This window comes from Streptomyces sp. NPDC005262 (genome assembly GCF_042872425.1).
GTDB lineage: Bacteria > Actinomycetota > Actinomycetes > Streptomycetales > Streptomycetaceae > Streptomyces.
On the sequence record NZ_JBIAKK010000006.1, the window covers coordinates 37068 to 52410 of the forward strand.

Below are 15343 nucleotides of genomic sequence, written 5' to 3' on the forward strand. Positions count from 1 at the left end.
TTCGTGCGAAGATTCTGTGCGTGAGTGCCAACGATCGCCCCTCGGGCCAGCAGACGAAGACCTCCGCCACCCATGAGTCGGCGTTCCTGAAGGCATGCCGCCGCGAGCCGGTGCCCCACACGCCGGTCTGGTTCATGCGTCAGGCAGGGCGGTCGCTGCCCGAGTACCTCAAGGTGCGCGAGGGCATCGCCATGCTCGACTCCTGCACGATGCCGGAGCTGGTCACCGAGATCACACTGCAGCCCGTCCGCCGCCACAAGGTCGACGCGGCGATCTACTACAGCGACATCGTCGTCCCGCTCAAGGCCATCGGGATCGACCTCGACATCAAGCCCGGTGTCGGCCCGGTCATCGCCGACCCGATCCGGACCCGCGCCGATCTCGCCCGGCTGCGCGACCTCACGCCGGAGGACGTCCACTACGTCACCGAAGCCGTCGGCATGCTCACCGCCGAGCTCGGCCCGACGCCGCTCATCGGATTCGCCGGTGCGCCGTTCACTCTCGCGAGCTATCTCGTGGAGGGCGGTCCGTCCCGCAACCACGAGCGCACCAAGGCCATGATGTACGGCGAGCCGGAGCTCTGGGCCGACCTCCTCGACCGGCTGGCCGAGATCACCGGCGCGTTCCTCAAGGTACAGATCGAGGCGGGCGCCTCGGCCGTGCAGCTCTTCGACTCCTGGGTCGGTGCGCTCGCCCCCGCCGACTACCGCCGATCCGTGATGCCTGCCTCCGCGAAGGTCTTCGACGCCGTCGCCCCGTACGGTGTCCCGCGCATCCATTTCGGTGTCGGCACCGGCGAACTGCTCGGGCTGATGGGCGAGGCGGGCGCGGATGTCGTCGGCGTCGACTGGCGGGTCCCGATGGACGAGGGTGCGCGCCGGGTCGGACCCGGCAAGGCACTTCAGGGCAACCTCGACCCGGCGGTGCTGTTCGCGTCGACGGCGACGGTGGAGGCGAAGGCGCGCGAGGTGCTGGACGCGGCCGCCGGTCTGGAGGGCCATGTCTTCAACCTGGGCCACGGTGTGATGCCGACGACCGACCCGGACGCGCTGACGCGGCTCGTCGAGTACGTACACACGCAGACCGCTCGCTGAGGGCTGTTCCGTACGGTCCTACCGGCCTCGGGGCGCCCGTACGGCCCGGCCCCCGGGGACCGGATGCGGTGACAGACACGGCACTCCAGCATGCCGCTCAGCCGGGGTTGCCGCAGCCGGCGGCCGGTGTCCGCAAGTCCCCGAAGTCCGGGTAGGTCCGCCCGGACTGCGGGGGACGCGGGCGCCGGTCCGGCCGGCCGCTGCCGATGGTCGGCGCGCCGACCGCCACCACGGCCGACAGCAGGATCCCACTCATGTCCATGCCGTCGGCGCCGGATGAACGTCAGGCGGTGCCCGCCCGCCGTACCGCCGTCACAGCCTTCCGCGCCGCCACCAGAATGGGATCCCAGACCGGCGAGAACGGCGGGGCGTACCCGAGGTCGAGCGCCGTCAGCTGTTCCACCGTCAGCCCTGCGGTGAGCGCGACCGCGGCGATGTCCACCCGCTTCGCCGCCCCGTCCCGGCCCACGATCTGCACCCCGAGCAGCCGGCCCGTGCGGTGCTCCGCGAGCATCTTCACCGTCATCGGCTGGGCGCCCGGGTAGTAACCCGCCCGGCCCGTCGACTCGATCGTCGCCGTGACGAACCGCAGCCCCACCGCGCGGGCGTCCTTCTCGCGCAGCCCCGTCCGGGCGATCTCCAGATCACAGACCTTGCTGACCGCCGTGCCCACCACCCCCGGGAACGTCCCGTAGCCGCCGCCGACATTGGCCCCGATGATCTGGCCGTGCTTGTTGGCATGGGTGCCCAGCGCGATATGGCGGGTGCGGCCCGCCACCAGGTCGAGGACCTCGACGCAGTCGCCGCCCGCCCAGATGTTGTCGTGTCCGACGACCCGCATCGACAGATCGGTGAGCAGACCGCCGTGCGGGCCGACCGGCAGGCCCGCCGCGCGGGCCAGTGTCGTCTCCGGTTCGACACCGATACCGAGCACCACCACATCCGCCGGGTGGCTCGCGTCGTTCGTGGCGACCGCGGTCACGCGGCCGTCCGCACCGGTGAGGATCTTGGTGACCTCGGCCCCGTTCACCGTCGTGATGCCCAGCCCGTCCATCGCGTCGTGGACCAGGCGTCCCATGTCGGGGTCGAGCGTCGCCATCGGCTGCTCGCCGCGGTTGAGGACCGTCACCTGGAAGCCGTGCTTCAGCAGCGCCTCCGCCATCTCGACACCGATGTATCCGGCGCCGACGACGACCGCGCGCCGCCCCGGCGCCCGGTCCAGGGAGTCCAGCAGCGCCTGGCCGTCGTCCAGGGTCTGCACGCCGTGCACCCCCGCCGCGTCCATGCCGGGCAGCGCCGGACGCACCGGCCGGGCCCCCGTCGCGATCACCAGCTTGTCGAAGCCGGTCCAGTAGGTCTCCCCGCTCTCCCGGTCGAGCGCCCGCACCCGCTGCCCGGCGACATGGATCTCCGTCACCTCGGTGCGCATGCGCAGGTCGATGGCGCGGGCCCGGTGCTCCTCGGGCGCACGGGCGATGAGGTCGTCCCGTCCCGCCACGTCGCCGCTGACCCAGTACGGGATGCCGCAGGCGGAGTACGAGCTGAAGTGGCCCCGCTCGAAGGCGACGATGCTCAGCTCCTCCGGTCCCTTGAGCCTGCGGGCCTGGGACGCGGCGGACATGCCCGCCGCGTCCCCGCCGATGACCACCAGTCGCTCCGCTGTCATGCCGGGTCCCTTCGAGCGTCCACTCCGAAGGTCCACGCTACGACGCTCAGGGGGCGGTCGGAGCCTCGGGTGTTGCGGGAGCCTGCTCTTCCGGCCGGGACGCCTGGGGTTCCCGCGGCACCCGGCGTCGGGCGAGCCAGGTGCGCAGCAGTCGCCCGAGCAGCAGCAGCCCCGCGGCCGCGGCCAGGAACGGCGCCGCCGCACCCAGAGCCATCGCGATCCACCGCACCATCGTCACGAACGCGTGCCAGCCACCGCCGAGTGCGTCCACGAACCCCGGATCGTCGTCCTCGCTGTTCGACGGGGACTCCGGCTCGGAGAGGCTGAGCGTGATCGTCGCCAGGGTGGTGCGGTCCTTCAGCGACTCCTGCTGGGCGAGGAGCGACTCCAGTTCGGCCTGGCGGTTGCTCAGTTCCCCTTCCAGAGTGACCACATCGGCGAGCTTGTCGGCCCGGTCCATCAGCTTCCGCACCCGGGCGACGCTCGCCCGCTGGGTGGCTATCCGGCTCTCCACGTCGACGACCTGATCGGTGACGTCCTTCGCCTCCGTCGTCCGGGACAGCAGCTTCCCGCCACCCGCCAGCTCCCGCAGCACGGCGTCGTACTCCCCCTGCGGCACCCGCAGCACGATGTGCGACACCTCGTGCGTGGCGTCGAGCCGCTCGGTGGACTCGTTCGCCACCAGACCGCCCGCACTCTCCACTGCCGCACGGGCCGCCGCGACCGCCTTCGGCACACTCTTCACCTCCACGGAGAGCGAGGCCTTGCGGATGACATGGGGGGTCGACAGCGCGGAGGACTTCTTCTTCTCCGCCGAGCCGCTCTCGGCGGACCCCTGGTCCGCAGCCCCGGCGGCGGCGTCGCCGCGTTCCGCCTGGGGGGCCGCGTACTTGGCGCTGTCTCCCGCCGCGCTCTTGCTGTCCGAGCTGTCGCTCGCCCCGCAGCCGCTCAGCGCGAGGAGTGCGGCGAGCGTCCCGGCGGCGAGAACCGTGCGCGATCGCTGGGTGGACGAACGGTCCCGATGGCGTCCTGACTGCATAACTGCTCCCCCTGGGCGGGTGGTTGATGGTGCCGGTTCGACGTTCGGGACCGGGGTTCGGGTTGCCCGCTACCGGTTTCGAAGCGGTCACGTTCGGGACTCGGAACAGGTTTGAGAGAGTGGAGGCATGCAGCGTTCAACAAACCGCGCGGACACAGGTACGGGTCATGTCGTCGTCATCGGCGGCGGCATCGCCGGACTCGCAGCAGCCCACCGGCTCCTGGCCACCGGGCTGCGGGTCACCCTCCTGGAGGCGACCGACCGGCTCGGCGGCAAACTCATGACCGGTGAGGTCGCGGGCACCCAGGTCGATCTGGGTGCGGAGTCGATGCTGGCCAGACGGCCGGAGGCGGTCGACCTGGCGCGCGCCGTCGGGCTCGGCGACCGGCTGCAGCCGCCGGCCACGGCCACCGCGGCGGTCTGGACGCGCGGTGAACTGAGGCCGATGCCCAAGGGCCATGTGATGGGCGTGCCGGGCGACCCGGCCGCGCTCGGCGGGGTGCTGTCGCCGGAGGGCCTCGCCCGCATCGCGCAGGAACGGGACCTCACCCCGACCGCCGTCGGCGACGACGTCGCGGTCGGTGCGTACGTCGCCGACCGGCTGGGCCGCGAGGTCGTCGACCGGCTCGTGGAACCGCTGCTCGGCGGGGTGTATGCGGGCGACGCCTACCGGCTCTCGATGCGTGCCGCCGTACCGCAGCTGTTCGAGGTGGCCCGGGAGGGCGGTTCACTGCTCGACGGCGTGGAGCGCATCCAGCAGCAGGCGGCGGCCCGCCGGCAGACCGGCCCGGTCTTCCAGGGCATCGACGGAGGCATCGGCACCCTGCCGGACGCCGTCGCCGATGCCGTGCGCGGGGCGGGCGGCGAGATCCTCACAGCCACGCCCGTGCTGGGTCTGACCCGTACCACCGACGGCTGGGCCATCCGCACCGACACCCGGGTGATCACCGCCGACGGCATCGTCCTCGCCACTCCCGCCTGGTCCGCTTCCACCCTGCTCGCCGCCGAGTCCCCGGCCGCCTCCGTCGAGCTGGCGGGTGTCGAGTACGCGTCGATGGCGCTGGTCACCCTGGCGTTCCGGCGCTCCGACGTGGCTGCCACGGACGCCCTCGACGGGCGCTCCGGCTTCCTCGTACCGCCGGTCGACGGCCGCACCATCAAGGCATCCACCTTCTCCACGCACAAGTGGCAATGGGTCGCCGACACAGCCCCCGACCTGTTCGTCCTGCGCACCTCCGTCGGCCGGTACGGCGAGGAGGACCACCTGCACCGCGAGGACACCGAACTCGTCGACGTCTCGCTGCGCGACCTCGCCGAGGCGACCGGACTCGCCGCGAAGCCGGTGGACACCGAGGTCACCCGGTGGATCGGCGGCCTGCCCCAGTACCCCGTCGGTCATCTGACGCGGGTCGCCCGGATCCGCGACGAGGTCGCCAAGCTGCCGGCGCTGCGGGTCTGCGGAGCGGTGTACGACGGCGTCGGCATCCCCGCGTGCATCGCCAGTGCCCACCGGGCGGCGGACGAGATCGCCGCCGATCTCGCGGGAGAGATCATTGCCACTCCCACCCCGGTTCAGGGCACACGGAGCGAGGCGGGACAATAGCCGTATGAGTGCGCCTGAGAAGATCCCCAACGCCGGCAAGAAGGCCAAGGACCTCAACGAGGTCATCCGCTACACGCTGTGGTCCGTCTTCAAGCTTCGTGATGTGCTCCCCGCCGGCCGTGCCGGTTACGCCGACGAGGTCCAGGAGCTGTTCGACCAGCTCGCCGCCAAGGACATCACCGTCCGTGGCACCTATGACCTCTCCGGCCTGCGTGCCGACGCCGACGTCATGATCTGGTGGCACGCCGAGACGGCGGACGAGCTGCAGGAGGCGTACAACCTCTTCCGGCGCACCAAGCTGGGCCTGGCGCTGGAGCCGGTCTGGTCGAACATGGCGCTGCACCGCCCCGCCGAGTTCAACAAGGCGCACATCCCGGCGTTCCTGGCCGACGAGACGCCGCGCAACTACATCAGCGTCTACCCCTTCGTGCGCAGCTACGACTGGTACCTGCTGCCCGACGAGGACCGTCGCCGGATGCTCGCGGACCACGGCAAGATGGCCCGTGGCTACCCCGACGTCCGCGCCAACACCGTCGCCTCCTTCTCGCTCGGCGACTACGAGTGGATCCTCGCCTTCGAGGCCGACGAGCTCTACCGCATCGTCGACCTCATGCGTCACCTGCGGGCTTCCGAGGCGCGGATGCACGTCCGCGAGGAGGTCCCCTTCTACACGGGCCGCAGGAAGTCCGTCGCAGACCTGGTGGCCGGGCTCGCGTAGCGAGCGGGCTCCGACCACCCCAACCCGGAAGATCAGAGGGTGGGCGCCGGCGCACGGCTGTGCGCTGCCCGCCGCTCCAGCGACACCGGGTTCGGCTCCGGGTGCGCAGTAGGTCCTGACCTGCGGCGTTCCCGGGACGGGCGGGGGAGTGACACGTCCTTCCCCGCTCGTCTTCGGCCCCGCCCCGGCGCGGGCCCGGCACCTGCTCCCGTGGGAGCACCAGGCCTGGCCTCCAAGGCCGGCCCACTCATGCGCCGGGCACCGGCCCGGTGGAAGGCCACCCCTCGCCGCGCTGTATTCGATGGCCCTGGTGCGGGAGATGTGCCGGGTGGCCGCCGATCGAGAGCGCGGCGCGCAGCGCAGGATCGGCGACGGCACCGACACCTCGTACCGCGACCATCGCCAGGACGTCGTGATCCGTGCCGCCCACCGGGGCGGCGACCGAGTCCAGCAGCCGCTGCCCGGTGGGCGAGGCCCAGGAGCTGTACGGATGGATCTCCATCCGGGCGATGGCCAGAGCGCCGAGCGTCAGGACGAGCGGCAGCCCGAACCAGACGAGTTCGGCCGCCGTCGGACTGCCGAGCCCCCGCCCCTGTCCGGGAAGCAGCAGCGCGGCGCCCGTCATCACGGCCGCCAGCAGGGCCGATCCGCGCACCGCGCGCACCGCCGACGCGATGTCGGTCCGTTCACCGCCGGGCAGGGCCAGCCCCGCCCGGACGAGGCGGTCGGCGAGAGCGCGTACGGCTCCGGCGGCAGCGGTCGCCGAGCGTATCGGAGGTATCGGCGACTGCCCCTCCGGGCCGATGGCACGGATCACCGTGCGCTCGACCTCGTCCCGGCCGTCGGGGTCGACGACAGTGGCCCACCCGGTGTGGGCGAGCAGCAGTCGGCGGCGCAGATGCATGGTGACCAGGGCGAGGTCGGCGACCCGGTGCGGGCCACCCGTCAGGAACGCGGTCTCGTACAGGGTCAGTTCGACGTCCCCGGGGTCCCGCGCCCGGTCGACGGACGCGGCGGCCAGACAGAGCCGGAGACATGAGAGGGCCGCAGCGCCCCATGCGACCAGCAGAAACAGAACCCAGAGCATGTCGGGATTTCTATGCGAGGCGGACGGCGGAGCGCCACGGCTTTCCACCATGCGGACGGTGCACCGAGGGGACCGAAGCGGCAGTGGAGGCCGCGGAGCCGCCCATTCAGGAACTGCTGCTGCAGCTCGAACCACTGCTGCAGCTCGAACTACTGCTGGAACAACTGCTGCTGGAACAGCTGGAGCCGGAGCAGCTGGAGCCGGAACTGCAGCTGCTTCCCGAGCTGCACCCACCGCCACCGCCACCGCCATCTCCGCCGCAGCCGCTGCCTCCGCCGCCAGGGGTTCCGCTGGAACTTCCGCAGCCGGAGTCGGCCGGGCCCGAACCGGCGCACCACGCCGTCGCCATGAGGAAGTCGCCGCTGCCGGTGGAGGACGAGGAGGGGTGCGACGGCGACATCGGCCGCCGCCCGGTGGTCGTCCGCATCCGCGCCGCCGTCACCAGCTGCGTCCGCAGTACCGGATCGGGCAGCGCACGCAGTCCGAGCGTCGCCACCAGATGGGCCGGTTCCGCGGCGCCGACGTGGGCGGCGCGGTACTGCCTGGCCGCCTGCCTGCCCGCCCCGGTGATCCGGGCACGGGCAATGCCCGCGCAGACGAGCCCGACCGGGATGCCCACGACCAGGGCAGGGAGCACCTTGACGATGAAGGGGACGGAGAAGCCGGTCGGGTCGTCGTCCGTCACGAACTGAGCCACCGTCACCGCGAAGGAGGCCGGAATGGCCAGCAGACAGCCGAAACCCTGGAACAAGCCCCAGCGGCGCCACTTCCGGGTGGCCTCCGGCGCGGCCAGCAGACCGCGGGCCGCGAGTCCGTCGCCGACCTCCTGCACGGCCGGGTGCCGCATGGCGGCGTCCCGCAGCGTGTGCAGCGCGCCGCTGGGGGCGGCGGCGTGCGCCTGCAGTACGGCCCTCTCCACCGGGTCGTGGGCGATCGGCTGTGTGATGGCGACGATGCCGGGGCCGCCGACCACCAGGCGTCCGTCCGCCTGGAGCGCGGTGAGCGCGGTGTCCACCACCCTGCCGGGCCCACCGTTCAGGAAGGCCACTTCGTAGAGGTCGTGCACCGGGCCACCGGGTCCGCGCCGGGCCTTCGAGAGCCCCACGATCAGGAGCGTCGAGGAGGCGACGACGCCGAGCGTCACGAGCAGAGCGACGACATTCATCCCGGTCACCTTCCGACGATCGCGGCGCGGGCGGCCCGTACCAGCCGGGTGGTGCGACGTGGCGGCCTGGCGGCCGCACGGTCCTGCCACCAGTGGGTCAGCCGACGCCGGGCGGCGTGGTCCGCGGGCCGGCCGGTGATCAGCAACTGCTCGGCGAAGTCCAGTGCGTCGCGCCGGTATCCGGCGGACATGGGGCGGGTCCTGGCGTACGAGAGGAAGGCGTCCCGGTAGCCGTCGCCGAGGATCCGGGGCAGTTCGGGCGCCACCTTGGCGACGACGTCGGCCCGCTTGGCGGCCAGGGCGCGGCTCTGGACGCCCAGGCGACGGTGGTCGAAGCCCTCGGGGGCGGGGGTGCCGGCCACGAGTGCGGAGAGCAACGCGGTCTGGGCGACGGCGGCGCGGTCGCGCGCTCCATCGGTTGCGACACCGGTGTCGGTGGCTCGGCTGCTGACGGCGGCCGTGGTGGTGTCATCCGTGGATTCGACCGGGGAGGTGGCCGGGGCGATGCGGCCGTGGCCGGATGCTCCCGGCTCGGACGCGGAGCCCGAGCGTGCCTTCCCCGCCGCTTCCAACGTGGCGCGGACAGCGGATAGTTCGCCCGCCAGTTCCTCCGCGGGCGGGAAGTCGTCGTCGCGCTCGAGCAGAACGCCGGGCGGCGCGATCCGGGAGCGGAGTTCGGCGAGTACGTCCAGGACGGGACGGGTCACCGGGTGGGCGTGCGTGTCGTGCCAGACGCCGTCCTTCTCGATGCCGCCCGCCACATGCACGTACGCGATCGCCTCCACCGGCAGTTCGTCGAGGGCCCTTGCGGGGTTCTCGCCACGGTTGACGTGGTTGGTGTGCAGGTTGGCGACATCGATCAGCAGCCGGACCCCGGTGCGCTCGACCAGTTCCGCCAGGAACTGGCCCTCTGTCAGCTCCTCGCCGGGCCAGGAGATCAGCGCCGCGATGTTCTCCAGCGCCAGCGGCACCGGCAGCGAGTCCTGGGCGATCCGCACGTTCTCGCACAGCACGTCCAGCGCCTCCCAGGTCCTCGGTACGGGCAGCAGGTGGCCCGCTTCGAGCCTCGGAGACGCGGTGCGCGGCCCCCCGGCCCGTACGAACGCGATGTGCTCGGTGACCAGCGGCGTGCCCAGCAGCGCGGCCCGGGTGGCGAGGTCGGCGAGGCGGGCCGGGTCGGGGCGGTCGGCGCCGCCGAGGCCCAGCGAGACGCCGTGCGGGACGACGGTCACGCCGCGCGCGCGGAGCCGTTCCAGGGAGCCGGGCAGATGATCGGTGCAGAGGTTCTCCGCGACCGCTTCCACCCAGTCGATCCCCGGCAGTGCCTCCACCGCGTCCGCGATCTCCGGCCGCCAGCCGATACCGATGCCCAGCTCCATGGTGTCCCCCTCCTCCGCTCCGTGCAGGGGTAATGGCCCCGGCGGGCGGTGGCCAATCCGAAGAGGGGGACGTTCAGAGCAGGATTTGAGGTTCCGGCCCCGGGACGGGCCGGATCAGGGCATCGGCATCGGCATCGTGGACGGACGCGAGGTGAACGACTGGTCCCCGGTCGGCTCCGCGGGCACCGGCTGGGGCGGCACCACCCCGCCGGTGGGCGGGGGCGGCCCGGTCGGACTGGCGGTCGCCGCGGCCGCCGCATCGCGGGCGATCGCGTCGTAGTCGACGAAGCCCGTGCCCTCCAGCATCGTGATGTGGTCCAGCACCGTCTGGTTGGCGTCGGTCGCCAGCTGACGGATCAGCGAATTGCGGGTGGTGTTCCGGACCTGGCCGATCAGACCGAAGACCTTGCCGTGCGCGGCCCGCAGCAGATTGGCGAACTTGCGTTCGTAGTCCTCGCCGCTCGCCGCAGTCAGCTCGCGCAGCCAGCCCTGCTGCTGCTCGGTCGGCTGGTTCGGCAGCTCCACCCCGAGCTTCGCGGCCACGTCCCGGGCCCGGCGGTCCAGATCCGTGTGCCCGACCACCAGATGGTCGCCGGCGGCCTTGACCGCCTCGCTCGGCGCACGCTCGATGGCCTGCTGCCCGGCGGGGAGCTCCCAGAGCCCCGCCAGACGCACCTTCACGAGGAAGTCCCGGTCGGTTGCGGAGAGCGGACCCCACTGCGTGGCGACGGACGACGCGTTGAGATTGGCCTGACCGGTGCCGGAACGGTCGGCGTAGGACCAGACGGGATAGGCGAGCGCGCCGAGTGTGGCGACAAGTGCCGCGATGATGAGGGCCGTTCCGTTGATGCGTCGCAACAAGGTTTCTCCCGGGCCGAGGCGTGACGGCGTCGAATCAACTGCCGGTTCCAACGACCGGCGCATGACTGGTCGTTCAAGATACTGGTCAGTAGTGCCGGTGGGGCAGTATCGGGAGATACGCAGCGGCGCACCGGAGCGTTCAGCGGCGCATGCCGGACGCTCAGCGGCGCAGCGCCGGATGGTCGGCGACCACCGTGCAGGATCCCGGGGCGATCTCCGTGAAGCCGGCGTCGCGCACCACCGGAAGTCCGCTCACAGTGAGTTCCGCCCAGCGGGCGGCGTCCGGAGTGGCGACGGAGAGCGGGAACCCGGCCTCGCGCCAGGCCTTGCGCTCCGTATCCGACAGCTCCCACCAGGCGAGCTGTGCGCCGTGCCCGGCCTGCGCCATCTCCTTGCCCGCGGACATACCGAGCTTCGGGTTCAGCCACAGCACCGGGCCGGACAGGTCCGGTGCGGCGGGCGGCTCCGGGTCGTCCAGGTCCGTGCCCGACACCTGGAGCTTGGCCAGCTCCTTCGGCCAGCCGTCCAGCGGCACCGGCGGGAACACCCGCACCTCCGCGCTCTCGCCCGTGACCGTGATGCCGGGAAGGGCGGACGCCTTGCGCCACTCCGCGCCGCGCGCCCGGCGCACCACCTTGCGGATCCGGGCGTCCTGCCAGTCGTGGACGGCCTGCGCCCACTCGCCCTCGCCGACGGACCGCTCGTCGGAGAGCATCACGAGGACGGCGCGGGCGGCGGTGCGCAGTGCGTCGGTGCGGGCCGGGGGGTCGGTCTTCTCGATGTGCACGACCAGCGGCAGTACGTACTGCGGGGCCTCGTCCCGGCTGTTCCGCTCGGACTGGAAGGGGGAGACGGAAGTGGACGTGGCGCCCGGCCGGGCCGAGGAGTCCGGCTGGGACAGGGGAGGGAAGGTGTCGTTGCTGCTCACGCGTCCAAGTCTGCCAGCCGTCCCTCTCCCGGGCTTCCCGGCTCCTTGGCGGAATGAATCGCTCCGGGTGAGGATGCACCGCATGAAGAGCGATCTCTTTTCCAGCGAGAACATGGTCAAGCCGGCAACCGCCCCGGGAATGACCCTGCAGAACACCAAGTCCATCAAGTACGCCGTGAACGGCGAGATGCACGCACGCCAGGGATCGATGGTCGCCTTCCGCGGCGATCTGCAGTTCGAGCGCAAGGGCCAGGGCCTCGGCGGCATGCTCAAGCGCGCCGTCACCGGAGAGGGGCTGCCGCTGATGGCGGTCCGCGGTCAGGGCGAGGCGTGGTTCGCCCATGAGGCCGCCAACTGCTTCATAGTGGAGATGGAGCAGGGCGACGTCCTCACCATCAACGGTCGCAACGTCCTGTGTTTCGACGCCACGCTCTCGTACGAGATCAAGACGGTGAAGGGTGCCGGCATGACCGGCGGCGGAATCTTCAACAGCGTCTTCAGCGGCTACGGCAAGCTCGGCCTGATGTGTGAGGGGCATCCCATAGTGATCCCGGTCACGGCTCATCAGCCGGTGTGCGTCGACACGGACGCCGTGGTCGGCTGGAGCAGTCAACTGGCCACGTCGCTGCACCGCTCGCAGAGCTTCGGTTCGATGATCCGCGGCGGCTCCGGGGAGGCCGTCCAACTGAGGCTGGACGGGGAGGGGTTCGTGATCGTACGGCCCAGCGAGCTCAAGCCCGAGAAGGCATCGGCCAACTGAACCTGACGGGGGTGGGCCGTCGCTACGGCCTCGGCGGACCGTGGGTGCTGCGCGGGGTCGGACTCGACCTGCCCGCGCACACCCTGATCCGGATCGAGGGCGCCAACGGATCGGGCAAATCAACCCTGCTGAGGCTGCTCGCCGGGATCGACGCCCCGACCGAGGGGCGGATCACCGGCCGCACACCGTCCACGTTCCGCTGCTGCCCGCCGGGCTCGCCGGGCTGCTCGCCGCCGCCTGCTGCGCGTTGCTCGGAGCGGCGGTCGGCGCGCTGTGCGCGCGCCCGGTGCTGCACCGCCGCGGCTGGTCGGTCGCGACCACCGCGTTCGCCGCCCTGCTGTCCCTGGTGACCAGCGGCTCGCCCGCGAAGTACGCGGTCACGGGGCTGGTCACCGGATCGCTGACCGGGGCGGTCCACATCCCTGTCGTGCCGCTGATCTGCGCCGCTGCCGTCGCTGCCGCGGTGGGGACGCTCGTCTGCCGGCTGACTTCGCTGCGCGGGTGATCAAGGGCTGTCCCGTGATCCCCGGCGGATCGGCGCGCGGAGCCTTGTGCGGTGCAGCGCAAGGCGGAGGGGCGTCATCGGGCTGGGCGTATTCGGGCTTCCAGCACGCGGTGAGGTGCCGTAGCTGTCGTCGTGCGCCCGCCGGGGACCACGGGACACCCCTTAGGCTCGGACCCATGGACGAGTCGTACTGCGAGACGCCCGGCGCGCGGCCGGTGACGGTGGCTTCCGGCGCAGCGGAATCGGGACCTCCGTACGCCGAGTGCGTGCTGTGCCGGGAGCCGACCGAGTATCCGGAGTCGGTCAAGGGGATCACGCTCTGCCCGGTCTGCGAATGGCAGGAGGCGCAGCGCACCGCCTGCTCGGGCTGACCAGCCACCGGACGGGCACGGAGGGCGCCGATGCCGACGTACCCCTGTAACTCCCTCCGATGGCGCCCTCATCACCTGGCGCTTCGACAGTTCCGCCGCCGAGCAGCGACCGCACCTGCCTACCACGGACAGGGCCTCCATCAACTGGTGGGCGCTGCAGACCGATCCGGTACGGGGCGGCGGGCGGTGCCGCCCGCCGCCCCGTACCGCTCAGCGCATCAGCGCCAAGGGCCCGTCACGGCGAACGTCGTCCCGGGCGTGTAGCAGTTGACGAACATCGTTCCGCCGTCCGGCGCGAACGTGACCCCGGCGAACTCGCCCCACTCCGGCTCCTGGGGCGTACCGATGTTCTGCCGGCCGCGCGCCATCGCGTACACCTCGCCGCTCCGCGTCACACCGAACACATGCTGGGCGCCGCTGCCGTCCTCGCACACCATCAGCCCGCCGTCGGACGCCAGGCAGATGTTGTCGGGGGACTCGCCGGGCAGCTGGACATCCGTACCCGGGCCGAAGACGACCACCAGGGTGAGGCGGCGGCGCTTCGGCTCGTACCGCCACACCTGGCCGAAGTGGTCGGCCGCCGAGCCCGCCGCACTCTGCGCGAAGCTGGAGACGAAGTAGACCGATGAGCCGCCCCAGTAGCAGCCCTCCAGCTTCTGGGCGTGCGTGATGCCCTTCGGACCGAACTCCTGCAGCCGGACGGGCGTCCCTGCGGCCTGCGGATCCGGTACGGGGACCCACTCGATGCGGTCGAAGCTCGCACCGGTCTCCTGGACGACGGAGAGGTCGGGGACGCCGGGCACCCGCATGGCCTGCAGTTCGCCGCCGGCCCGCAAGGAGCCCGTGCCGCCCAGTGGTTTCTCCGGCAGGAAGCGGTAGAAGAGCCCGAACGGCTTCTCGAACGCGTCCTCCGTCTCGTAGACGATCCCGTTGTTCGGATCGATCGCGCTCGCCTCGTGCTGGAACCGGCCCATCGCGGTGAGTGGCACGGCTCCGGTGCGGTGCGGGTCGGCGCCGTCCACCTCGAAGATGAAGCCGTGGTCCTTGGTGTAGCCGTTGGTGCCGGCTCGGTCCTCGGTCTCCTCGCAGGTGAGCCAGGTGTTCCAGGGGGTGCGGCCGCCCGCGCAGTTCACCGCGGTGCCGGCGATGGCCACGCGTTCGCCGAGGACGGCGCCGCGGCTGTCGAGCTCCAGTGCCGTGCAGCCGCCCTTGCCCATCGGGTCGTAGGTGAGGCCGTCGACGGACGGGACGGCGATCTTCGCGGTGACCCGGTTCTCGTGGTTGCGGACGAGGTGGACGCGGCCCCGGTGGCCGGCGAAGGCGGCCATGCCGTCGTGGTTGCTGGGCACCGGGCCCTCGCCGGAGCGGAGCCGGTCGCCCTCACGTGAGAGCACCCGGTAGCGGAACCCCTTCGGTAGATCGAGCAGGCCGTCCGGGTCGGGGACCAGCGGTCCGTAGCCGCTGTGGCCACGGGCGGCTGCGGTGCCTGCGAAGAGTTCGGAGAAGGCCCCGGCGAAGGCGATCGAGACAGCGGTCGCACCGCTGCCGGCCAAGACCTGTCGTCGTGTTGCGAGTCGTCGTGCTGGTGCAGATGACATGAGGCAACTCCCTGCTGGCGGACAGGAGAAGTGACCCGCATGTGTGTACCACGCGTATCGCCGCGCGTGAACCATGCGGGCCACTGTGCCTGGTGGCGCGTCGCGGGCCTGCCGTGGCCCGTGGGGTCAGACGAGCGAAGCGGTCAGGGTGATCGTCGTGCCCGTGAGCGCCTGGCTGACCGGGCAGTTCGCCTTGGCGTCCTCGGCCGCCTTGACGAAGCCCGCCTCATCGAGACCGGGCACCTCGCCCTGCACGGTGAGGTGGATGCCGGTGATGCCGGTACCGGGCTGGAAGGTGACCTCGGCCTGGGTGTTCAGCCGGGTCGGCGCGTTGCCGGCCGTGGTCAGACCGTTGGAAAGCGCCATCGAGAAGCAGCTGGAGTGCGCCGCCGCGATGAGCTCCTCCGGGCTGGTCTTGCCGTTCGCCTTTTCCGCGCGGGACGGCCACGACACGGGGTAGTCCCCGATGCCGGAGGAGTCGAAGGTGACAACGCCCTCGCCCTCGATCAGGTTGCCTTCCCAGACCGTGTGCGCCTGACGCGTGGTTGCCATGCTGGTTCCCTTCGGAT

Annotated in this window: 16 protein-coding genes and 1 pseudogene; 7 read left to right on the top strand and 10 right to left on the bottom strand. The window is 71.7% G+C overall.

Annotated features, from left to right (window positions below; translation table 11 throughout):
- The first annotated feature begins 20 nt into the window (after positions 1-20).
- Entirely contained in the window at positions 21-1094 is a 1074-nt protein-coding gene (gene hemE / locus ACFYP5_RS17310) for a uroporphyrinogen decarboxylase (protein WP_389036255.1), read from the top strand.
- A 97-nt stretch (positions 1095-1191) separates the two neighbouring features.
- On the opposite strand, the gene ACFYP5_RS17315 is transcribed toward hemE, so the two are convergent.
- The 3 genes from ACFYP5_RS17315 to ACFYP5_RS17325 are packed head-to-tail and all read right to left on the bottom strand — an operon-like array spanning position 1192 to position 3799.
- Positions 1192-1350: a hypothetical protein gene (locus ACFYP5_RS17315; RefSeq protein ID WP_389036257.1), complete on the bottom strand. Its 159-nt coding sequence runs from the start codon at positions 1348-1350 to the stop codon at positions 1192-1194.
- 27 nt (positions 1351-1377) lie between these two features.
- The gene (locus ACFYP5_RS17320) at positions 1378-2760 is read right to left on the bottom strand and encodes an FAD-dependent oxidoreductase (protein ID WP_389036260.1); all 1383 of its coding nucleotides are present in this window, start codon (positions 2758-2760) and stop codon (positions 1378-1380) included.
- A gap of 46 nt (positions 2761-2806) precedes the next feature.
- Positions 2807-3799: a DUF4349 domain-containing protein gene (locus tag ACFYP5_RS17325; protein WP_389036263.1), complete on the bottom strand. Its 993-nt coding sequence runs from the start codon at positions 3797-3799 to the stop codon at positions 2807-2809.
- Positions 3800-3926: 127 nt separating this feature from the next.
- Here ACFYP5_RS17325 and hemG point away from each other — a divergent pair, with 127 nt between their 5' ends.
- The gene (gene hemG, locus ACFYP5_RS17330; protein ID WP_389036266.1) at positions 3927-5402 is read left to right on the top strand and encodes a protoporphyrinogen oxidase; all 1476 of its coding nucleotides are present in this window, start codon (positions 3927-3929) and stop codon (positions 5400-5402) included.
- A gap of 4 nt (positions 5403-5406) precedes the next feature.
- A complete protein-coding gene (gene hemQ, locus ACFYP5_RS17335; protein ID WP_389036269.1) occupies positions 5407-6120 on the top strand; it encodes a hydrogen peroxide-dependent heme synthase in 714 nt (237 codons plus the stop codon).
- Positions 6121-6367: 247 nt separating this feature from the next.
- Here the strand turns inward: hemQ and ACFYP5_RS17340 are convergent, their stop codons facing one another.
- The 5 genes from ACFYP5_RS17340 to ACFYP5_RS17360 all read right to left on the bottom strand — a co-directional run bounded on the left by ACFYP5_RS17340 (position 6368) and on the right by ACFYP5_RS17360 (position 11540).
- The gene (locus ACFYP5_RS17340; RefSeq protein ID WP_389036272.1) at positions 6368-7207 is read right to left on the bottom strand and encodes a TIGR04222 domain-containing membrane protein; all 840 of its coding nucleotides are present in this window, start codon (positions 7205-7207) and stop codon (positions 6368-6370) included.
- Positions 7208-7313: 106 nt separating this feature from the next.
- Positions 7314-8372, bottom strand: coding sequence for a TIGR04222 domain-containing membrane protein (locus tag ACFYP5_RS17345; RefSeq protein ID WP_389036275.1), 1059 nt, complete (start codon positions 8370-8372; stop codon positions 7314-7316).
- 5 nt (positions 8373-8377) lie between these two features.
- The gene (locus tag ACFYP5_RS17350) at positions 8378-9751 is read right to left on the bottom strand and encodes a DUF692 domain-containing protein (RefSeq protein ID WP_389036278.1); all 1374 of its coding nucleotides are present in this window, start codon (positions 9749-9751) and stop codon (positions 8378-8380) included.
- Positions 9752-9865: 114 nt separating this feature from the next.
- Positions 9866-10609: a DUF4142 domain-containing protein gene (locus tag ACFYP5_RS17355; RefSeq protein WP_389037043.1), complete on the bottom strand. Its 744-nt coding sequence runs from the start codon at positions 10607-10609 to the stop codon at positions 9866-9868.
- A 163-nt stretch (positions 10610-10772) separates the two neighbouring features.
- Positions 10773-11540, bottom strand: a complete 768-nt coding sequence (locus ACFYP5_RS17360; RefSeq protein ID WP_389036281.1) for a peptidyl-tRNA hydrolase — start codon at positions 11538-11540, stop codon at positions 10773-10775.
- Positions 11541-11622: 82 nt separating this feature from the next.
- Between ACFYP5_RS17360 and ACFYP5_RS17365 the strand changes: the two genes are divergently transcribed.
- The 4 genes and pseudogenes from ACFYP5_RS17365 (at position 11623) to ACFYP5_RS17380 (ending at position 13176) form a co-directional block, all read left to right on the top strand.
- A complete protein-coding gene (locus ACFYP5_RS17365; RefSeq protein WP_267000642.1) occupies positions 11623-12300 on the top strand; it encodes an AIM24 family protein in 678 nt (225 codons plus the stop codon).
- Positions 12297-12497, top strand: a pseudogene (locus ACFYP5_RS17370) (ATP-binding cassette domain-containing protein); the annotation flags it as partial. The gene ACFYP5_RS17365 and the pseudogene ACFYP5_RS17370, both read left to right, overlap by 4 nt.
- A 50-nt stretch (positions 12498-12547) precedes the next feature.
- Positions 12548-12805: a hypothetical protein gene (locus tag ACFYP5_RS17375; RefSeq protein WP_389037097.1), complete on the top strand. Its 258-nt coding sequence runs from the start codon at positions 12548-12550 to the stop codon at positions 12803-12805.
- Positions 12806-12981: 176 nt separating this feature from the next.
- Positions 12982-13176 carry a hypothetical protein gene (locus ACFYP5_RS17380; RefSeq protein ID WP_389036284.1) on the top strand — a complete coding sequence of 65 codons (195 nt, stop codon included), beginning with the start codon at positions 12982-12984 and terminating at the stop codon, positions 13174-13176.
- A 218-nt stretch (positions 13177-13394) separates the two neighbouring features.
- Here the strand turns inward: ACFYP5_RS17380 and ACFYP5_RS17385 are convergent, their stop codons facing one another.
- Together ACFYP5_RS17385 and ACFYP5_RS17390 are read right to left on the bottom strand one after the other, a co-directional pair.
- Complete coding sequence (locus ACFYP5_RS17385) at positions 13395-14774, bottom strand: alkaline phosphatase PhoX (protein ID WP_389036287.1); 1380 nt, start codon at positions 14772-14774, stop codon at positions 13395-13397.
- 126 nt (positions 14775-14900) lie between these two features.
- Positions 14901-15326, bottom strand: coding sequence for an OsmC family protein (locus ACFYP5_RS17390; protein WP_389036290.1), 426 nt, complete (start codon positions 15324-15326; stop codon positions 14901-14903).
- Between the last annotated feature and the right edge of the window lie 17 nt (positions 15327-15343).